18 protein-coding genes are annotated in these 16,961 nt (G+C 67.6%); 8 read left to right on the top strand and 10 right to left on the bottom strand.

Going from position 1 to position 16,961, the window contains the following annotated elements:
- Nucleotides 1–9: 9 nt before the first annotated feature.
- Nucleotides 10–795, top strand: a complete 786-nt coding sequence (locus ACLJOO_RS22780) for an arylamine N-acetyltransferase family protein (protein ID WP_410789296.1) — start codon at nt 10–12, stop codon at nt 793–795.
- A 40-nt stretch (nt 796–835) separates the two neighbouring features.
- Here ACLJOO_RS22780 and ACLJOO_RS22775 read toward each other — a convergent pair whose 3' ends face one another.
- The gene (locus ACLJOO_RS22775; protein ID WP_410789295.1) at nt 836–3,622 is read right to left on the bottom strand and encodes a LuxR C-terminal-related transcriptional regulator; all 2,787 of its coding nucleotides are present in this window, start codon (nt 3,620–3,622) and stop codon (nt 836–838) included.
- A gap of 258 nt (nt 3,623–3,880) precedes the next feature.
- Here ACLJOO_RS22775 and ACLJOO_RS22770 point away from each other — a divergent pair, with 258 nt between their 5' ends.
- Nucleotides 3,881–4,147 (top strand): hypothetical protein, encoded by a 267-nt coding sequence (locus ACLJOO_RS22770; protein WP_410789294.1) that lies wholly within the window; start codon nt 3,881–3,883, stop codon nt 4,145–4,147.
- Between the two features lie 46 nt (nt 4,148–4,193).
- Here the strand turns inward: ACLJOO_RS22770 and ACLJOO_RS22765 are convergent, their stop codons facing one another.
- The gene (locus ACLJOO_RS22765; RefSeq protein WP_410789293.1) at nt 4,194–4,796 is read right to left on the bottom strand and encodes a flavin reductase family protein; all 603 of its coding nucleotides are present in this window, start codon (nt 4,794–4,796) and stop codon (nt 4,194–4,196) included.
- Nucleotides 4,797–4,862: 66 nt separating this feature from the next.
- Between ACLJOO_RS22765 and ACLJOO_RS22760 the strand changes: the two genes are divergently transcribed.
- Both ACLJOO_RS22760 and ACLJOO_RS22755 read left to right on the top strand, forming a co-directional pair.
- Nucleotides 4,863–5,573, top strand: a complete 711-nt coding sequence (locus tag ACLJOO_RS22760) for an ArsR/SmtB family transcription factor (protein ID WP_410789292.1) — start codon at nt 4,863–4,865, stop codon at nt 5,571–5,573.
- Nucleotides 5,574–5,626: 53 nt separating this feature from the next.
- The gene (locus tag ACLJOO_RS22755; protein ID WP_130388759.1) at nt 5,627–5,866 is read left to right on the top strand and encodes a hypothetical protein; all 240 of its coding nucleotides are present in this window, start codon (nt 5,627–5,629) and stop codon (nt 5,864–5,866) included.
- 331 nt (nt 5,867–6,197) lie between these two features.
- On the opposite strand, the gene ACLJOO_RS22750 is transcribed toward ACLJOO_RS22755, so the two are convergent.
- From ACLJOO_RS22750 to ACLJOO_RS22735, 4 genes are all read right to left on the bottom strand, one after another.
- Nucleotides 6,198–6,860 carry an anti-sigma factor family protein gene (locus ACLJOO_RS22750; RefSeq protein ID WP_410789291.1) on the bottom strand — a complete coding sequence of 221 codons (663 nt, stop codon included), beginning with the start codon at nt 6,858–6,860 and terminating at the stop codon, nt 6,198–6,200.
- Complete coding sequence (locus ACLJOO_RS22745; RefSeq protein ID WP_130388757.1) at nt 6,857–7,366, bottom strand: sigma-70 family RNA polymerase sigma factor; 510 nt, start codon at nt 7,364–7,366, stop codon at nt 6,857–6,859. The genes ACLJOO_RS22750 and ACLJOO_RS22745 overlap by 4 nt, the downstream gene beginning before the upstream one ends.
- 52 nt (nt 7,367–7,418) lie before the next feature.
- Nucleotides 7,419–7,829, bottom strand: coding sequence for a DoxX family protein (locus tag ACLJOO_RS22740; RefSeq protein ID WP_410789290.1), 411 nt, complete (start codon nt 7,827–7,829; stop codon nt 7,419–7,421).
- A gap of 145 nt (nt 7,830–7,974) precedes the next feature.
- Nucleotides 7,975–8,394 carry a MarR family winged helix-turn-helix transcriptional regulator gene (locus ACLJOO_RS22735; RefSeq protein ID WP_410789289.1) on the bottom strand — a complete coding sequence of 140 codons (420 nt, stop codon included), beginning with the start codon at nt 8,392–8,394 and terminating at the stop codon, nt 7,975–7,977.
- 52 nt (nt 8,395–8,446) lie between these two features.
- Here ACLJOO_RS22735 and ACLJOO_RS22730 point away from each other — a divergent pair, with 52 nt between their 5' ends.
- The 3 genes from ACLJOO_RS22730 to ACLJOO_RS22720 all read left to right on the top strand — a co-directional run bounded on the left by ACLJOO_RS22730 (nt 8,447) and on the right by ACLJOO_RS22720 (nt 11,605).
- A complete protein-coding gene (locus ACLJOO_RS22730; protein WP_410789288.1) occupies nt 8,447–9,040 on the top strand; it encodes a TIGR03086 family metal-binding protein in 594 nt (197 codons plus the stop codon).
- A gap of 236 nt (nt 9,041–9,276) precedes the next feature.
- A complete protein-coding gene (locus ACLJOO_RS22725) occupies nt 9,277–11,019 on the top strand; it encodes a WD40 repeat domain-containing protein (RefSeq protein ID WP_410789287.1) in 1,743 nt (580 codons plus the stop codon).
- Between the two features lie 106 nt (nt 11,020–11,125).
- Nucleotides 11,126–11,605 carry a DUF2231 domain-containing protein gene (locus ACLJOO_RS22720; protein WP_410789286.1) on the top strand — a complete coding sequence of 160 codons (480 nt, stop codon included), beginning with the start codon at nt 11,126–11,128 and terminating at the stop codon, nt 11,603–11,605.
- 39 nt (nt 11,606–11,644) lie between these two features.
- Here ACLJOO_RS22720 and ACLJOO_RS22715 read toward each other — a convergent pair whose 3' ends face one another.
- The 4 genes from ACLJOO_RS22715 to ACLJOO_RS22700 all read right to left on the bottom strand — a co-directional run bounded on the left by ACLJOO_RS22715 (nt 11,645) and on the right by ACLJOO_RS22700 (nt 15,683).
- Nucleotides 11,645–12,955 carry a Gfo/Idh/MocA family protein gene (locus ACLJOO_RS22715; RefSeq protein WP_410789285.1) on the bottom strand — a complete coding sequence of 437 codons (1,311 nt, stop codon included), beginning with the start codon at nt 12,953–12,955 and terminating at the stop codon, nt 11,645–11,647.
- Nucleotides 12,956–12,986: 31 nt separating this feature from the next.
- Nucleotides 12,987–13,769, bottom strand: coding sequence for a hypothetical protein (locus ACLJOO_RS22710; RefSeq protein ID WP_410789284.1), 783 nt, complete (start codon nt 13,767–13,769; stop codon nt 12,987–12,989).
- Between the two features lie 517 nt (nt 13,770–14,286).
- Nucleotides 14,287–15,117 (bottom strand): hypothetical protein, encoded by an 831-nt coding sequence (locus ACLJOO_RS22705; RefSeq protein ID WP_410789283.1) that lies wholly within the window; start codon nt 15,115–15,117, stop codon nt 14,287–14,289.
- Entirely contained in the window at nt 15,114–15,683 is a 570-nt protein-coding gene (locus ACLJOO_RS22700) for an RNA polymerase sigma factor (RefSeq protein WP_410789282.1), read from the bottom strand. The genes ACLJOO_RS22705 and ACLJOO_RS22700 overlap by 4 nt, the downstream gene beginning before the upstream one ends.
- 159 nt (nt 15,684–15,842) lie before the next feature.
- On the opposite strand from ACLJOO_RS22700, the gene ACLJOO_RS22695 reads away from it, so the two are divergent.
- Nucleotides 15,843–16,757, top strand: a complete 915-nt coding sequence (locus ACLJOO_RS22695; RefSeq protein ID WP_410789281.1) for a hypothetical protein — start codon at nt 15,843–15,845, stop codon at nt 16,755–16,757.
- The last annotated feature ends 204 nt before the right edge of the window (nt 16,758–16,961 follow it).

The raw sequence follows: 16,961 nt of genomic DNA, 5'->3' as shown, positions 1-16,961 counted from the left end.
GTAGCCCGCATGTGGAACATCTCGCACCTGGACCTGGATGCCTACCTACGCCGGATCGGCCACGAACGGGTCGCGCCGTCGGCCGATGCGTTGCGGAGCCTGCATCGGGCGCACGTGCTGGCGATCCCGTTCGAGAACATCGACGTGATCCTCGGCACGCACCCCGGCATCGCCCTCGACACGATCCAGGCCAAGCTGGTCGGCCGGCAACGCGGCGGGTACTGCTACGAGCACGCACTGCTGTTCGGAGCCGCGCTCGAGCACCTCGGGTTCGACGTCGCACGGCGGGTTGCTCGAGTACAGCCGCACAAGGCCGGACCGCGGACGCATGCGCTGTTGAAGGTGGGCGTCGACGGGCAGGAGTTCCTGGCGGATGTGGGATTCGGGGCGGGTCAGCTGTATCCGACCCCGTTGAAAGACGGCGCCGTCGTCGACCAGGCCGGCTGGGACCACCGCCTCACCCTCGACGGCGACCTGTGGACACTCTCGAAGCAGACCGCGGACGGGTGGGTCCCGCAACATGCCTCGAACGACGAGCCGGTCCGACCGATCGACTACGAGGTCTACCACCACTACGTCTCAACCCACCCGAACTCGCCCTTCACAGGCCGGCCCGTGGTCATGCGCGTCGCCGAAGGCGTCGTACGCCGCCTGGTCGGCAACACCCTCACGATCGAGCACGCCGACGGCCACACCACAGAACGCCCCGTTCCCCCGGCTGACCTCCCCGACGTACTGGCGTCCCTCGACGTGGTCCTCAGCGAAGAAGAAGTCGACCGCCTACGCCTCGTCTGACCTGCAGCCCCACACGTGCTACGCCGCCCGATGCCAGCCGTCAGGTGGGTGGTTCCGGGTGGCCTGTCAGGCCGAGCCGGACCGCTTCGGCGGCGGCTTGGACACGGCTCTGCACGCCGAGCTTCTCCAGGATGTGCGTGACGTGCACGCTGGCAGTCTTGGGGCTCATGTAGAGAGTCGCGCCGATCTCGCGATTTGTCCGCCCAGCCGCGACCAAGACAAGGACCTGCTGCTCACGCTCGGTCAAGGGTGACTGTGGATCTGCAGTGGCACCGCGGTGCTCGTGGTGCTCGGTCGCAGACTCTTCGAGATGGATCCGGGCGATCTTCGCCAGCGCCTGAATTCGGCTGAGCAGCAGTGCCGCGCCGAGTCGGTCGGCGATCTGTCGCGCCGTTGCCAGCTCGCCGGTCCCGCGTCCTCGGGCTCCAGGTTGCCTGCGCTGGGCCAGCAGCGCCTCGGCTGCCCTCAGTCGGGCCTGCGCCTCCCAGTACGGCCGGCTGAGTGCCGCCCATTCCTGTGCGGCGGTGAGCCACGGGGTCGGCACGGGCGTGCCGCGGATCCGAGATCGTTCACCGTCGACAATCGCAGCCAGCGCTGGGCCCTCGACCCCGGATACGGAGCGCCGAAGGAGTGACACGAGTCGATCGAAGCCGTCGGGTGACTGCGACGCGACCGCTGCTTCCAGACCGATACGCAGCAGCTCGTCGGCCACCAGTTCATCTTCGGTGTCGTGGCTGAGTTCGGCAGCGTCCAGTACCAGGGCCAGGGCATCGTGCGGACGTTGCTGGAGGAGGCGCAGCTGGGCCATGGCTCCTGCGTAATCGCGCTTCATCATGGGCTGGTCGTCGGCCGCGAGCAACTCTTGTCCGCGCAGCAGTTCGACGGCGGTCTGCAGGTCCCCTCGTGCCATGTGGATCCGCGCGAGATCGGCGTCCTTGAACGCCGGTCCGGACGGTGGCCTTCCCTTGCTGTCATCCCTCGTCAGCGCTTCGTCCCACCGACCGAGATAATAGAGATGGCAGACCGCATTGTTCTCGAGGATGCCCTCGGCCCAATGCTCGTTGACCATCAAGCGCCGTAGCTCAACCTGGATGGCGTCCGTGACCGCCACCACCTGGTCGGAGTCGCCGCGCAACCCGTGCACATAGGACAGCGTCGTCGCCGCCATGGCCAGGTCCTCCGGCTCGCCGAGGTCACGAGCGATCTCGAGCGCTGCCAGCGTCTCTTCAAGTGCCTCGTCGATCCGACCCTCGTTGGCGGCGACCGCTCCCAGCTCTCTCCGAGCCTGGCCGATGGTCCGGGTGTCGCCTGCCCGGGTCGCGTGCCGCAGCGCCGCCTGGGCTGCCTCGGCCTCGTCCGCGGAGCGGGCGTAAGCGCTCAGCGTCAGTGCGTGCGAGATGCAGACCTGGCCGAGCGCTCGGTCGTCGTCGGCCGGCACCAGACGCCGTGCTCGCTCAACGTCTGCCATCGCCCCGGCGAGGTCGTCGACCAGCGAGCGCAGTCTGCCCCGCGTCAGCAAGGCCTCAAGCGTGCCCACCTCGCCGTCGGACTCAGTCACCGACGCCTCGAGCAAGGCGAGTGCCTCCGCGTACCGGCCGGCGCCTCCCAACAACGAGGCCGCGCGCTCGGTGAGCACAAGGCGCTGCGGCGCCAGGTCGTCGGCCAGGTCCGACTGCCGCCAGAGCGACGAAGCGACGGAGTACCACTGGCCGGCCTCGGCGAACGCGTACTCCTTCTCGGCGGCACGGGCCGCCGTCAGAGCCCAGCTGAACGCCGCGTCTCGCTCGCTCGCGCGGTGATACTGCTCGGCGACCTCGGCGAGCTCCGATGCGGTGGTGTCGCTGCCAACGCGGTCCGCCAAATGCTTCGCGAGTCGCGCGTGCAGGTCGCGACGTTCCGAAGACAGCAACTGGTCGTATGCGACCTCGGCGATCACCGGGTGCCGCGCGGCGCAGCCGACCGCCGGGTCGCGGATCACCAGGCCGGAGTCACAGGCCTCTCTGACGGCGTCGGCAGCAGAGTCGGCCGCCGCCAGTAGGTCATCGTCATCGAGAGCGCGAGCCAACGTGCCGGTGGCCGCGACGACTGCGCGCGCTGCCGGCGTTAGTGTCTGCAGACGCGCGAGCAGCAGCTGGCGCAACGAAGCCGGGACCGCCAGGTCACCGCGGACGAGTTCGACGTTCAGGTATGGGTTGCCTGCGCTGCGCCCGTACACGGTAGCGATCGTCTCCGCCGAGCAGTTGGGTTGGAGACCGCGCAGTTGCTGCGACGTCTCCTGCTCGGTCAGCCGGCGCAGCGGCAGATCGACGAACCCCGGGGTTCTGAGCATTTCCCCCAGCCAGGTCAGGCGGTCGTGATCGACAGTCTCGTCGCGCCAGGTCAGCAGGACCAGTAACCGCCGCTCGGGCAGGTTGCGCGTCACATGGGCGAGGAAGTCGAGCGTGGACCAATCCGCCCAGTGAACGTCCTCGACCAGCAGAACCGTGCCGTGTGCCGCGTCGCCGTCCAGCACACTGGCGAGGGTCTGCATTGACCATGCGCGGGCCGCAGCAGCCGACGGGAACTGGCTGGATGCTGCGGATCGGCTCAGCGCAGCCGTCACCGTAGTGCCGAGGCCGCTGTAGGCAGTCGCACCGGACATCGGCGCGCAGGCGCCACGAAAGGTCCGCACACCAGGCTGCTCGTCCAGAACTGATCGGACGAGCAGTGTCTTGCCGATGCCCGCCTCACCCCGAACCACCACGGCCGCTGAGCTTTCCGCCAGATCAGCGATCAAACCCCGCAGTACCCGAGCCTCTTCCCCACGTCCGACCATCAAGTCGGCCATACACCATCATGCGCTGCGATCGTCGTGTCGCCATAGCGGGTCCTACGTGCAATCGCGCCGTCGGCCTGTCCCTCAGTCGCGAGATGACCACGCAGAGCAGCCTGGTCGACACAGTGACCGCAACTAAGGCACTGACGCTCCAAGTAGCCGCGATGTAAGGCGAACGACGGCCGATCTGAGCGCGGGTGCCCGATGCCGGCGGTAGTCCTTGTCCCGGACAGTCATTGGCGTGTCCAACTAACGAAGGAGCCGATTCCCATGGCCACCAGAACCATCACCAGACTCGCCGGCATCGCCGCAACCATCGCCATCGCCGGCCTCCCGCTGACCGTCACCGCGCCGGCCAGTGCCATCACCAAACCCGAACCCGGTGCGAACACCCAGCCACCATCGACCCGCCCCGCAGACAGCGGCTTCAATCTCGACCTGGCGCAGGTCGGCGCCGGAACACTCGGCGGGATCGCCATCAGCGGAGCCGGACTCGCCGCAGTCGCTCGGCTGCGCCGCAACAAAGCCACGCTGTAACCCGACCAGCATGAAGGCTCCGACCGCCAACGCCTCGGCTGACTGCCTACCTTGGGGTTTCGGTGCGGAAGGACTGTCCTAGTTCGGGGCCTAGGCCGTAGTAGTGGCGGAAGTTGTAGATGAGGGGCGACCAGGCGGCGGGGTCGACGTGTGATGTTCCTGGTACGACGATCTCCTGGGCGGCGTGTACTCGGACGACCCGGGCCTGGGCGATCAGGAAGTTGCCTTTGGCATCTAGCTCCGCATGGTCGACTGTGGCTTCGAACTGGAGTGGGCATTCGGCGACTCGGGGTGGGGTGACGAGTTCGGAGGGGACCGGGGTCAGGCCGGAGGCGGTGAACTTGGCGCGTTCGTGGCGGAAGCGGTCCTGTTTGTGCGAAGGCACCGGGTTGGCCGCGGTCAACGGGGCCAGGCGTTCGACGGCTTTCCACTGATCGGGCGACGGGTAGTTGATCACCACCTCCGGCCGCTCACGCAGGTTCACCGCAGTCTGTCCCGACACACCGACCCCAAGCACCACAACATCACCGAGCGCCCACGCCGACGACATCGGCGCAAGGTTGACAGTCCCGTCTTCATTCACGGTCGCGAGCAGTGCGACCGGCGTACCGACGTACAGGATGGAAGGTTCGATCGTCAGATGAGTCACGTGAACCGACGCTAGACACGAGACCGTTCGGTGGGCGCCTAACTGTGGGGGCGGGATGATGGGGGTATGACGGCCGAAGGTGAGGAGTTGGCGGGTTGGGCTCGGATGTTGGCCGATGGGACTCGGGCGACGGTGTGTTTGGCGCTGCTCGACGGGCGGGCGTGGACTGCCAGTGAGCTCGCCAGGTTGGCGAAAGTGTCCCGGCCGACGATCAGCGAGCACCTGAATCAGCTGGTCGCAGGCGGGTTGCTGACCGAGGTGCGGCAGGGGCGGCACCGGTACGTGAAGCTCGCCGGACCGGATACGGCCGAGTTACTGGAAGGGCTGGCCGCGCTGACGCCACGGCGTATCGAGGTGGCGAACAGCCTGGCCGCCGTGAGCAAACGGGACGCGTTCGCGCGGGCGCGCACCTGCTACGACCACCTGGCCGGCAAGCTCGGTGTCGCACTGGCGGACGCGATGACCGAGCGCGGCCTGATCGATTGGTCGGAGGGGATCGCGTTGACGCCGGATGGCCAAGCCTGGTTGGAAGATCTCGGCATCGAGCTCGAGGTACGACGAGGACGGCCGGCCATCAGGTCGTGTCTGGATGTGACCGAACGCCGCCCGCATCTCGCCGGCGCAGTCGGGGCCGCGCTATGCAGGCACGCGTTGCGGAACGACTGGGTGACGCACATCCCGGGCGGTCGCGCGTTGAAGGTGTCGGGTTCGGTTCAAGCGTTCGGTTTGCCTGTGAGAGTTGTCAAAGAATTGCAGCCCTCCCCGCGTGAAACATAGAAGTAACACGCGTCCGGGAGGCGGTGGGCTCCGAAACCCCCTAGCCTTCGGCCATGACTGAGTTCGAGCCCGGCACCGATCTGGTGTCCCGACTCCCTCTGCCCAGCCATGTCGTCGTCCTCGCGGATGGCAAGTGGCGTCGCGGCTGGCTGATCGGCCGCGACCACGAGGAATCGGGATGGACCGCTCTGGTGCAGTACGAGGGCGACGACGGCAACGAGCGGACGGAACGCCTACCGGCGGACCGGATCGCTCTCCCGGAGTCGAACGGCCCGACGGAACAAGCGTCCTAGGGAGGGAACGCGCAGTACGAAGGCCCCCGGGGTGATGAGTCACCGGGGGCCTTCGTTCGTAACGCTGCTTGGGCGCCTCAGAAGCATCGAGAACCCCGTCCCAGACCCTTCGGGCGGACGGCCTGGGACGGGATCCTCAGTGGCGTTACACAGGGTGTATCGCTGGTGACGCCGCGAGTGTTACAGATTCGCCAGATTTTTCTTGCAGCCGCATCACGACGGACGGCGACCCCGGTGCACGTCCCTGAACACCGGGGCCTGGGTCGGCGACCTCTCGAGCGACCGTCGATCTTGTCTCCCAGGTGCCCGAACGGGCTGTGGTCATGCGTGGTCAGAAATGCACAGCCAGCAGCACCCGGCCGGATTCCGAGCTGCGAATGTCCAAGGCCTTGATCTCGCTGCGCTGCAGCTTGGTGGTCGCCGCCGGCTTCACGGTCGTCCCGGGCGAGGACGTCCAGCTGGCGATCAGCGCGACCTTCCCGGACGTGTCCGTGACGTACAACTCGTACCCGCGGGCGCGTTCGCTCGGCGTCGCGAGTTCGTCGTACCGGCAGCTGATCTCGATCGTCGTACCCCACGGCTCCGGCACCAGCCGGGCGTCCGCGGACAGCTTGCTGGACACCGTCTGGGCCAGTACGACGTAGTCGCCCTTCGGCTCGTTGCGGGTCAGCGGGACGACGACCACCGCACCGACGACAGCGGCCGCGACGGCGATCCCGGTCGTCAGCGCGCCGAACCGGATCCGCTGCCTGCGCCGGTCGCGCTGGACGTTCCGGACCAGACCGGGCAGCAGATTCGGCGGATCCGCTGTGATCGTGGCCAGCGCACGGTCGGCCGGCAAGGCCGCCAGTACTCCGGGGATGCCGGCCAGGGACGCTACCCCGGCCGAGCACTCCTCGCAGGCGTGCAGATGCTCCTCGTACACGCGCCGGTCCTTCGCCGACAACGCGCCAAGTAGATAGGCCGCGTCCCATTCCCGGTACGGGTCGCTCACTGGCTCGTCACCCCCTTCTCCTGCAGCGCGAGCTTCAACGCCCGCAGCCCGTAGTGCAGCCGCGACTTCACGGTGCCCGACGGGATGTCCAACTCCTCGGCGATGTCGGTGACCGTACGGCGTCCGTAGTACGCACGAACGATCACCTGCCGATGTTCCTCCGACAGCTGAGCCAGCGACTCGGCTACCAGCCAGGCATCCAGTACGGCGTTCGCGTGGTCGGCGCTCGGGTTCTCCGGGAGATCGTCGCTGGCGACCTCCCTGCTGACCCGGGCGCTGCGCCGGTCGTCGATGACGAGGTTGCGCGCCACCGTGAACAGCCACGCCCGGGCGCCCGCCTCGTCCTCGGCCAGGATGTTCGGCCGCCGCCAGGCCCGGAGCAGGGTCTCCTGGACGACGTCCTCCGCCAGCCGGTCGTCGCCGGTCAACCGGACGACGAACCGCCACAGCGCAGGAGCGTGCACATCGTGCAGCTCACGCAGCAGCGTCGCCCGGTCGTCGGCCATCGGCGCTCCTGCTCTGTGGGACTGCGGGTCTGACACTGGGTCGAACATTGGGTCACTTCGTCGCTGTGACTGCCTGCGCTGGTGCTTTCGCTGCCCGCTGCACCGACCAGGTGCCGTTGCCCAGGAAGGCGATCAGCAGGAAGGCGAAGCAGAACAACGCCGCTTTCTCGCCACCATTCTGCACGGGCAGCAAAGCACCCGCCTGGTGCACGCTGAAATACGCGTAGGCCATCGATCCCGAGCACAGCAGCGCGGCGTACCGGGTGCCGAGCCCGATCATCACCAGCGCACCGCCGACCGTCTGGATCAACGACGCCCACCAGGACGGCCAGACGAACGCGCCGACCTGCTCGACTCCGAGTACGCCGAACAGCGCCGCCCCGCCGTGGGTGGCGAACAGAAACCCGACGACGATCCGGAAGACGCCGATCACTTCCTTTTGAAAACGCTCAAGCACCTGCACAGGCCTCACTCCTTGCGGTGTGGATTGGTCGTGTGCCTGGTTCGAACGATTGAGTGCTCTACTTGGTTCAACGCTGCGTGATTTGAAGATCACACTCCGAATCGATTGCCTTTCGGGTGGCGAATTGGTACCCGCGCAGCAACAGTCAGCGTGAGGCGTGGAGTTCTTGCAGGATGCGGAGGAAGGTTTTGCGGTCGGCCGGGGCGAGTGCGGTGAGGACTTGTTCCTCTTGCGCCTGGATCTCCTTGCGGACGGTACGGCGTACCCGGCGGCCCTGGGGTGTGATCGAGAGCAGGCGGACGCGGCGGTCGGCGGGGTCCGGGGTGCGCTCGATCAGGCCGGCCTGCTGGAGTTCGTCGAGGGTGCCGATGATGCGGGACTTGTCCGCGCCGATCGCCTCAGCGAGCGCCGCCTGGGTCCGGACCGGGGTGTCGTCGAGCGCGGTGAGCACCGAGTAGCCCCACATCGAGACCTCGTGCGCGGCGAGCACGGGCAGTTCGAGCGCGATCAGTTCCCGCACCAGCGGATACAGCATCGCAGCGAGGTCGGGGCGCTCGGTTGCCATGCCCGGAAAGGTAGCACTGGCGCAATCATATGCTGGCGCTTATGATAGGTGCATGCCTACTATTGATTACATTCAGCTCGATGCCGAGGCCGTTCAGGCCAGCATCGAGCTCGTCTCGACCGCGACCACTGACGACTTGTCCAAGCCGACGCCGTGTCGTGCCTGGACCCTGTACGGTCTGCTCGCCCACATGGCCACCCAGCACTACGGCTTCGCGGCCGCGTCGCGGGGCGAGTCCGACCCGGCGATCTGGAAGGTCCGCGATCTCGGCGACGACCCGGTGAAGGCGTACGTCGAATCTGCTGAGCATGTTCTGGACGCGTTCGCGCAGCCGGGGGTCGTGGACCGGACGTTCACGCTTGCCGAGTTCGGGCCGGACGCCTCGTTCCCTGGGGCGCAGGCGGTCAGCTTCCACTTCATCGATTACGTGGTGCACAGCTGGGACGTCGCGAAGTCGCTCGGTACGACGGTGACCTTCGCTCCTGCCACGCTCGAGGCGGCGCAGGACGTGGCGCAGGTCGTGCCGACCGGCGAGGTCCGCCGTACCCCGGGTTCGCCGTTCGCACCCGACGTACCGTGGTCCGGCGAGGACACCCTCGACCGCATCATCGCCCACCTCGGCCGCAACCCCACCTGGCCGAACTGAACTAACTGGCTCCCGAGAACGTTTGGCCACCCGACGCACCAGAGAAGCCGACCCGCAGCCGCTCGACCTTGTGGTCCTTCGAGCTGTCGCCGAGCAACGTGGCCTGCTCCCACACCGCGACCGTCTCGAGCTGGGCGTACGCGACCGCGCGACCGCGCTACAGAAAGTAGTTACCCGCGCCAGTCCCATCAAACCGGACCGGTGGGTCAGCTGAACGCACCGATAAGGTCGCTCGGGTGCCCCGCCAGGAGATCTCCCCGCTCCACGATCACCTCCGCAGGACCGCGCTGGGCCTCCACCGACGCAGCTATCCGCGCGACCAGATGCGAGCGCTCAGCGAGCTCGAACGGATGGAGCGGCCGAAGTGGCGGCGCCGCAACGCCAAGCCGCCCTCGCCGGAGCGCGTCGCCTGGTACGCCCGCACACTGGCCGAGGTCTTCGTCGCCGGCTCGGGGGACGCCGTACGCGGGATGTTCGTCGATCCGAGCGTCGCCGACATGGCATGGGATTGCCTGCTAGCCCTCACCGATCCGGTATCGCACGAGGCGATCCGGCACGTGTGGTTGGAGGCGCCCGACGGGAAGCTCAAGGAGCTCGTCAGGGATCGGCTGCCAGCCGACGTACGCCAGAGAGCAGTGACGCTGTTCCTCCTAGGCGACTTCGAGGGCTACACCACGGTCGACCCCAGCGGCGCCCTCCTCGAATCAGCCCGCGCCGAAGGCGATCCCGCCCTCCGGGTCCAGCTCGCAATCGCCGCCCGCCGCGGGAAGCGGCTCGGCTGGGCCTATCGAGTGGCAGCAGTACCCGAGCGCCTCCTGCCGGAGGAATGGGAAGCCCTCATCGAACTGCTACGCGACGGCAACCGACAGCAGTACCTCTGGCAACTACTGGATCGCGCACGGCTCCATTGGTCGGCCCGCTGCCTCGTCGAACTAGCCGACTGGCCACAAGCAGACCAAACCCTCGTCCGCCTGGCCACCGACTACCTGAACCAGAGCGCAGCACCGTTCGAACTCCTAGCTCGACTCCATCGCCCGGACGACGTTGGGGAGTTCAAGGTGACCTCGGACGGCTCGACGCTCATCAGCACGCGACCGTCCACGAGACTCTGGCGCCTGCCCGCGGAGCCACAGCCCGCCGACGCATCGCCCATCGAGAGCCGCGTCCTGAGCGAGACCGGATACCGCTCAGCGATCAGCCCGGACGGAAGTCTGCTGGCAGTGGCGAGCTGGGGCAGATGGTCGAGTAGGTTCTGGCGCCGATCCGAGGCGGACCCTCTCTTCCGACGGGCGCGCACATTCACCGAGAACATGCCCGCCGCGAACCCGACCGTTGCCCTCAGCCCCGACGGAACTCTCGCCGCCATCGGCCGCCGCGGCGAGGTTCGCATCCGCCGGCTACCGACCGGACGAACCGTCGCCCACCTGCCACTGAAATCCACCGGGATCACCGACGTCCGAACCCTCCTGATCCCGCCCGCCGGAGACACCGTGGTTGTCCAAGGCCGGACCAAACTCGACGAATGGCGCGCAATCATCGCGCAACTCCCCAGCGGAGCTCCGATCGCCAACCTCGCCGTCCGGGCAAACGCCCAATCCCCGCCCGTCGTCACCCCTGACGGCCAGTATCTCGCCGTAGTGGAGTCGGACGGCCTTGCCCTGTGGCGACTCCCCGGCTACACGCGCCTCGAAACCCCTCGCGGCCCGAGCCCATCCACGTCGCGCACCAACGCCGCCGTCACACCCGACTCACGCCTCCTGATCAGCAGCGGACGCCACCAGGTCGACCTGTTCGAACTCCCCTCCGGCCGCCGCCTCGACCCCCTCGAGCTCACCGACGCAACCCTCCTCCCAACAGCCTCAGGCGCCCTACTGATCGGCACGTCCCCCGACGGCTCAATCGCCGTACTCCGCTACCGCCCCTCTCCCCAGACCTCCTTAGCCTCCCTCCTGACCCATCCCAAACCCTCGCGCGACTAAGTGCTTCCAAGGGTGACGGGCGTTCGCGTATCTTGAGAACGTGGCGTCGAGACCGTTGCCGCAGCGTGTGGTTCGCGCGGTGGGTGAAAGCTCGCTCTCTGAGCGCGTGGCTCGCGCTCAGGAGCTGGCTTATGCGCCGTTGATCGACTGGGTACAGCGCAGTCCGATGCACACCGACGTACTCGGTCATTCGATCCATCCGTCGCTGACCGACGTGACCACCGGGTGCTGGCTCGGCACAACCCTTCTCGACCTCGCAGGTGGTCGGCAGTCGCGTCGCGGGGCGACGATCCTCGCCGGGTTCGGCGTACTGGCGTCCGTACCGACGGCCATCGCAGGCGCGGCCGACTGGGCGGATCTGTCAGGCTCCGAACGCCGGATCGGCGCGATCCACGCGCTCGGCGCCGACACCGCGATCTTCCTCTTCGCCGGCTCACTCGTCGCGCGTCTGCGCGGCAGGCACCGGACCGGCACAAAGCTCGCCCTGGCCGGGAACCTGGTCATAGCAGGCGCAGGCTTCCTCGGCGGGCACCTAGCTCTGAACCGCGGCACTGCCCGCCGCGATTCCCTTGCTGAGAGCAACTAGCTCCGGCGCTTAGCCTGGGTCGGTTGGAGGAGTGAGGCGTCAGGCGTCGACGACGGGCTGCAGCTCGGTGAGGTCGACCCAGCGGTGCTGCTGCCGGGCGCGTTCGGCGGCGAAGACCAGTAGGTGGCCGTTGACCGAGTCAGCAAGCTGCGTGCTCGACACGCTTGCCGGCTCCCCGCGCACGACTCGAACGAAGTCGGCCACGAGCCGATGATCACCGCCGCCGTGCATGTCGTTGGTCACCGACGTGGTGATGATCTCCTCGTCGAACGAAGCAGCTCCGTCGGTGCGAATGCGACGTACCCGAAGCGTCCCGTCCTCCAGCGCACCAGAGATCTCACCGGTGGTCCCGACGACGTGGAGTGTGCGGCTCGACGCCGGTGTGTTGGTCGCCAGCGCGAACGACCCGATGACACCGTCCGCGAACTCGACGCTCACGGTCTGACGATCGAGTACGTCGTTGTCGGCGTGCCACACGCACCGGCCGTAGCGGTTGTCCGTGCGCAACGACTCGAGCTTCTGGTCCAGGTCGAGCTCAGGGCTCAGGTGCTCGGCCTGCTCCCAGATGTACTCCGGCCACTTGTTCAGGTCGACGTACAGCCGCTGAGCCGAGTACGAGCACGTCGCCTCGATCGAGCAGTCGGACAGGCACCGCGTCCCCGCCCCGTGCGGCGCCCGCTCGGGTACGAACATGCCACGGGACCCCGAGCCGGCGACACGGGCCGGGGCCGCGGCGTTGCACAGCCAGGTCATCAGATCCAGGTCGTGGCAGCACTTGGCCAGGAGCATCGACGAACCCGACTGCTCGGAGTTGCCCCAGCGACCACGGACGAACGCCATCGACATGTGGTCGTAGCTGACGTGCTCGGCCATCTCGATGCTCAACGGCTCGCCGATCTCGCCGGCGACGATGCGGCGCTTGGCTTCGCTGTAGAACGGTGCATAGCGCAGCACGTGACAGATCATCAAGGTCCGCCCGGACGTCCGCTGCGCCTCCGCCAAGGTCATGAGCTCCGGCGCACTCTGGGCGATCGGCTTCTCCAACAGCACGTCGTACCCGGCGCCGAGCAGATGGATCGCGGTCGGCACGTGATCCTGGTCCATCGTGGCGTCGATCGCCACGTCCGCGACCGCGCCTGCGTCCGGAAGGTCGGTCAGCGACGAGTACCGGGCCGCCTGGGGGATCCCGAACTCGGCGCCCCACCGCTCGCGACGCGTCGGATCAGGCTCGACGATCGCGGTGATCGCCAACTCGTCGGGCGCGACCTGTGCGTAGCGCGAGTAGAGCACCCCGCGATGCCCGGCGCCGACGAGCACGGCGCGCACCGGCGCGGACGGAACTGTCTGCATCTGTAGCAGTCTTTCTCTCGGGGGGGACGGCTCAAGCTGGAGTGATCCGGTGAACCTCGACGTACCCCGCTCGACCTACCGCCAACCACTTCTCGGAGACGTCGGCGAGGGCAACGCCTGGCAGGTTCGGCGAGCACGGTGCGCCGGTGCGATCCACCGCGATCGTGCCGACGAGGTGGTCGTTCTTCTCGCTCTCCTGCGTGTCGCCGTACACGCCCCAGATGTGCGGCCCAACGCCGTACGCCGCCTTGAACTCCAGGCCCTTGGGCCGATGCTTCCCCTTCGTGGGCGAGCCTTTGGGCAAGGCCTGGGTGACGAAACCGTTCGGGCCCTTCGCCCACCAGGCGACCCCGTTGTCCCAGACCAGCAACGGTGGATCGCTCGCCACCACGTTCGGCACACTGTCGGTATCGAGAACGAGTGGCTCGCCATCGGACAGCCGGATCACGTCGATATCCGTGCGGTCCGCGTGTTGCAGCACTGTGTGGTCCGCGGCTGTTCCCTTGTGTTCGTGCGGTCCGCGGGACTGATGCGTACCGGTCCAGCGAGCCTTTCCGGTCCGCGCGTCCCGGACCTCCATCTGCCAGGACGCCGCCGTCCGCTTCGCGACGACGACCGAGTTCCCGTCACCCGAGACTCCGACGACGTCTACGTCACGCCACAGCTCGTCACCGGTCTTGGCGTCGAGCGCGATCGTGGTCGGCGTTTGGGCCCTGGTCGGCCAGCCAGGGCCGAACGGCGTACTGACAGTCGCAAGTACGACGGACTCAGCCACTGCCGTGACCATCGTGCGCTCGTTGGACGGAATCGCCATCGCCTGAAATCCCCAGACCGGATCCCCCGTCCGTACGTCGACACCGGCAACCCCACTGGTCGTCGCACCCCGAGGTGCACCCGCAACCGAAACCGGCAGCACGTCACCAGCAACCCTGACCGCCGGCCGCTGAACCAAAGTCGCCGTGTTCCCCAGAAACCCCGGACCGACAACACAAACCCGAACGGCCCCCAACCCGGGCACCGACATCGGTTTCTTCCCGTCGATGATCCATTTCGCCGCACCGTCCGCCGCGTTCAAGCAGCAGACCCGAGCCCCCTCCGTCCCGGTCCCGTCAACCACCACCACAACATCCCCCACCACCCGCACCCGCCCCAGCATGGCCGGCCCAGGCGTCACCACCGCCTCCGCCCAAACCTTCTCAACCCTCAACTTCGCCGCGGCCTCATCAGCGCTCTTCGTACACGCGACCAGCAACGGCGCAGACGCAACACCAAGCAGAACAGCCCGACGACGCACAAGCACGACCCGACCGTAGCAACGTACCGGTGCGGCGTCAGTTGGGTAGCCAGGTCCAGGGGAGGTTGGGACGGCAGTCCTTGGGAGCAGGGAGAGGTCTTTCCGAGCCGATCAAGGAGTACGTGCGGCCTGTCGGGTCGGCGCGACAGGCGACCTGTTCGGCCTTGCGGTCGGCCTCGGTCGCCGCGCTGGTGTACACGAGGTTCCCGGTGGCGTCGTACCCGCGAACGACGTACGGGCGAGGGCTGCTGTCGGTCTGCGCCTTGCTGGCCGGCACCGACCTGACCGGGGCGTAGTAGAAGCCGTTGCGGAGCACAGCCTCGACCGGCTCGCCGCCGAGCGGCGTGACGGTGATACGCGTGACCGACTTCAGGTAGGCGCCGCTGCCTGGCCCGCCGGCCTGCACCTCGTTGAACAACCCCAGCCTCGATGCGGCCGCGGTACCCGAAACCATGGCTCCGGCCTGGTTGAACCCGCAGTTCACCCACAGACCGTCGCCGTAGCCGACGACCCACGTTCGGACATACGCGTCGCTGGGCGGGTTGACGAACCGGAACCCGTCGAGGACCGCGTGGCCCGTGGACGTCGCGAGGTTGTAGCTGACCAGGCATCGCTGACCGAGATGTGCCTTCTCCGCCGCGCTCAATGGTTCGACCGCCGGCGCCGACGCAACCCGTGGTTTGCTGTCCCTGAGGACGAAGCCGAACGCCGCGACGAGGACGACCGCCGCGACCGCGGCCAGCGGAACAAGCAGTCGGCGGCGGCGTGACGGCGTACCGGATTGGCTCTCGAGGATCGCGATCAGTTCGTCGCGCTGACGGTCTCGGGTCGACGGGCGCAGGTCGCCGTCGGGCAGCAGAATGTTCATGCCTGGGTCTCCAGATCGAGTTCGCGCAGGTGCTTTCGAGCGCGGGACAGCCGCGACTTGACCGTGCCGATCGGTACGTCGAGCGCTACCGCCGCCGCGGCCTGATCGAGTCCGGCCCAGACGCAGAGCTCGACGATCTCGAGCTCCTGTCTGGGCAGGCGTTTCAACAACGCCTGGACCGCCTGGATCCGGCGGTCGTCGTCGAGCCGCTGCGCCACATCGTCCGCAGGGTCCTCGACCTCGCTGTGGATGAGATGCGCGGCGGCCAACGCACGGCGGTACCGGACCTTGCTCCGCCACTCGTTGCGGGCGGTGTAGTCGGCCGTCCGCAACAGCCAGGGCAGGGCCGAGTCACGATCGAGTACGACGTCAGCCCGCCGCCGCCACGCCTGCAGGAAGACCGCGGACGTCAGATCCTCCGCATCACTCCAGGACCCGGTCCGCCGGTGCAGGAAGTTGTAGACCGCCCGGGCATGCCGGTCGTACAACTGCGCGAACGCCCCGGAGTCCCCCTCCGCGGCCCGATCCCACAGCTCCCGATCCGAAACACCAACCAAAGCCCGCACGACACTCCCCTCACGATCACCTTCCAATCGATTAGGTGTCGGCGCAGGCGAGCGGGTTCCCGATCAAACGCTGATGGTTTCGGTAGGCTGCGGCCCGGGCTGTACTACCGACCTCGGGGGGACCGGGGTGGTCTGGGGTTCTCTGGAGGGGACTGCTCGATGAGGCTGCGGCGCTTTGTACACGTTCTGACTGGCTTCGGTCTGCTGGCCGCCAGTGCGACCACCACAGCTGCGACTGCGGTCGCCGCGCCCGGATCGGCCACCGCTGCAGCCCAGACCTGCTGGAACTCGGTCGTCTGGCCGACCAAGGCGAACGTCGTGGGCACCGTCGACATCACCGCGCACAAGCCGCCGACCCTGGTGTCGCCGCCGTACGTGTCCTCGAAGTTCTTCGCCACCCGCTTCATGGACAGGTGGTACCTGGCGTGGAACGCCGCGGGCACCCAGTACTACGCCTTCGGCCTGTTCCTGCTGGGCTCGAACCTGTACCGGCAGACGACCGTCCTCTCGGGGGGACGCCCGGCGCAGTCGAAGGCCGTCCGGGTCGGCACCGGCTGGGCGAGCTTCAAGTCCATCGCCACCTCGAACTATCCCCTCAAGGGATCCCGGCCCGCGTACCTGTACGGCCTGAACAGCAACGGCAACCTGTACCGCTACGCCCCGACCGGCGCCGGGTACCGGTCGGCCGGCTCGTTCGCTGGCTTCCGTGGTTTCAAGACGATGACCATGATCAGCGAGGAGAGGACGTACGACACCCTGCTGATGACCACGACAGCCGGTGCGCTCTACACCATCCACATCCCCACCACAGCCGCCGCGAAGCCGGTGGTGAAGCTGATCCGGAAGTCCGGCTGGGCGGCGTACGAGTCGCTGGTCGTCAACAAGTGCGGCGTCAACGGCCCCACGGTCATCACCGCCGTAGACCACGACACCCAAACCGCCTACCAGTACGGCTTCAGCAAATTCAACGGCACAGCCACCGCGACAACGTCATACGGCAAAATCCCAGCCACCTTCAACGGCCTCAACCACACATCCCAAACCGGCTTCCAGTCCCTCCTCCTAGGCGAGTAGGCACAGGCCGGCCGCGCGATGGCCGACCATCACCGAACACTTTGCCCCATTGGGCGTAGATGCTCTCAAGAGCCTTCGCCGCGATCTAGCCTGTCGCCAGCCGGCAGTCGCCGCCCTTGCGAACGCGCCCACGGCTGCGCTGCTCTGAACACATAGGAGAAGTCCAGCCACTGACAAACAGGCCTGGCGCCTGCAACCAACCTG

It is taken from the genome of Kribbella sp. C-35, from assembly GCF_046549195.1.
Classification (GTDB): domain Bacteria; phylum Actinomycetota; class Actinomycetes; order Propionibacteriales; family Kribbellaceae; genus Kribbella.
The sequence above is the reverse complement of the archived record's forward strand: the minus strand, read 5'-3'. Positions and strand labels throughout refer to the sequence as shown.

Excerpts from the sequence above, each read along its gene's own strand:
- ACLJOO_RS22780 (WP_410789296.1), top strand. The coding sequence starts at position 10 with ATGTGGAACATCTCGCACCTGGACCTGGATGCCTACCTACGCCGGATC.
- ACLJOO_RS22775 (WP_410789295.1), bottom strand. The coding sequence starts at position 3,622 with ATGGCCGACTTGATGGTCGGACGTGGGGAAGAGGCTCGGGTACTGCGG.
- ACLJOO_RS22770 (WP_410789294.1), top strand. The coding sequence starts at position 3,881 with ATGGCCACCAGAACCATCACCAGACTCGCCGGCATCGCCGCAACCATC.
- ACLJOO_RS22760 (WP_410789292.1), top strand. The coding sequence starts at position 4,863 with ATGACGGCCGAAGGTGAGGAGTTGGCGGGTTGGGCTCGGATGTTGGCC.
- ACLJOO_RS22755 (WP_130388759.1), top strand. The coding sequence starts at position 5,627 with ATGACTGAGTTCGAGCCCGGCACCGATCTGGTGTCCCGACTCCCTCTG.
- ACLJOO_RS22745 (WP_130388757.1), bottom strand. The coding sequence starts at position 7,366 with ATGGCCGACGACCGGGCGACGCTGCTGCGTGAGCTGCACGATGTGCAC.
- ACLJOO_RS22735 (WP_410789289.1), bottom strand. The coding sequence starts at position 8,394 with ATGGCAACCGAGCGCCCCGACCTCGCTGCGATGCTGTATCCGCTGGTG.
- ACLJOO_RS22730 (WP_410789288.1), top strand. The coding sequence starts at position 8,447 with ATGCCTACTATTGATTACATTCAGCTCGATGCCGAGGCCGTTCAGGCC.
- ACLJOO_RS22715 (WP_410789285.1), bottom strand. The coding sequence starts at position 12,955 with ATGCAGACAGTTCCGTCCGCGCCGGTGCGCGCCGTGCTCGTCGGCGCC.
- ACLJOO_RS22710 (WP_410789284.1), bottom strand. The coding sequence starts at position 13,769 with ATGGCGATTCCGTCCAACGAGCGCACGATGGTCACGGCAGTGGCTGAG.
- ACLJOO_RS22705 (WP_410789283.1), bottom strand. The coding sequence starts at position 15,117 with ATGAACATTCTGCTGCCCGACGGCGACCTGCGCCCGTCGACCCGAGAC.
- ACLJOO_RS22695 (WP_410789281.1), top strand. The coding sequence starts at position 15,843 with ATGAGGCTGCGGCGCTTTGTACACGTTCTGACTGGCTTCGGTCTGCTG.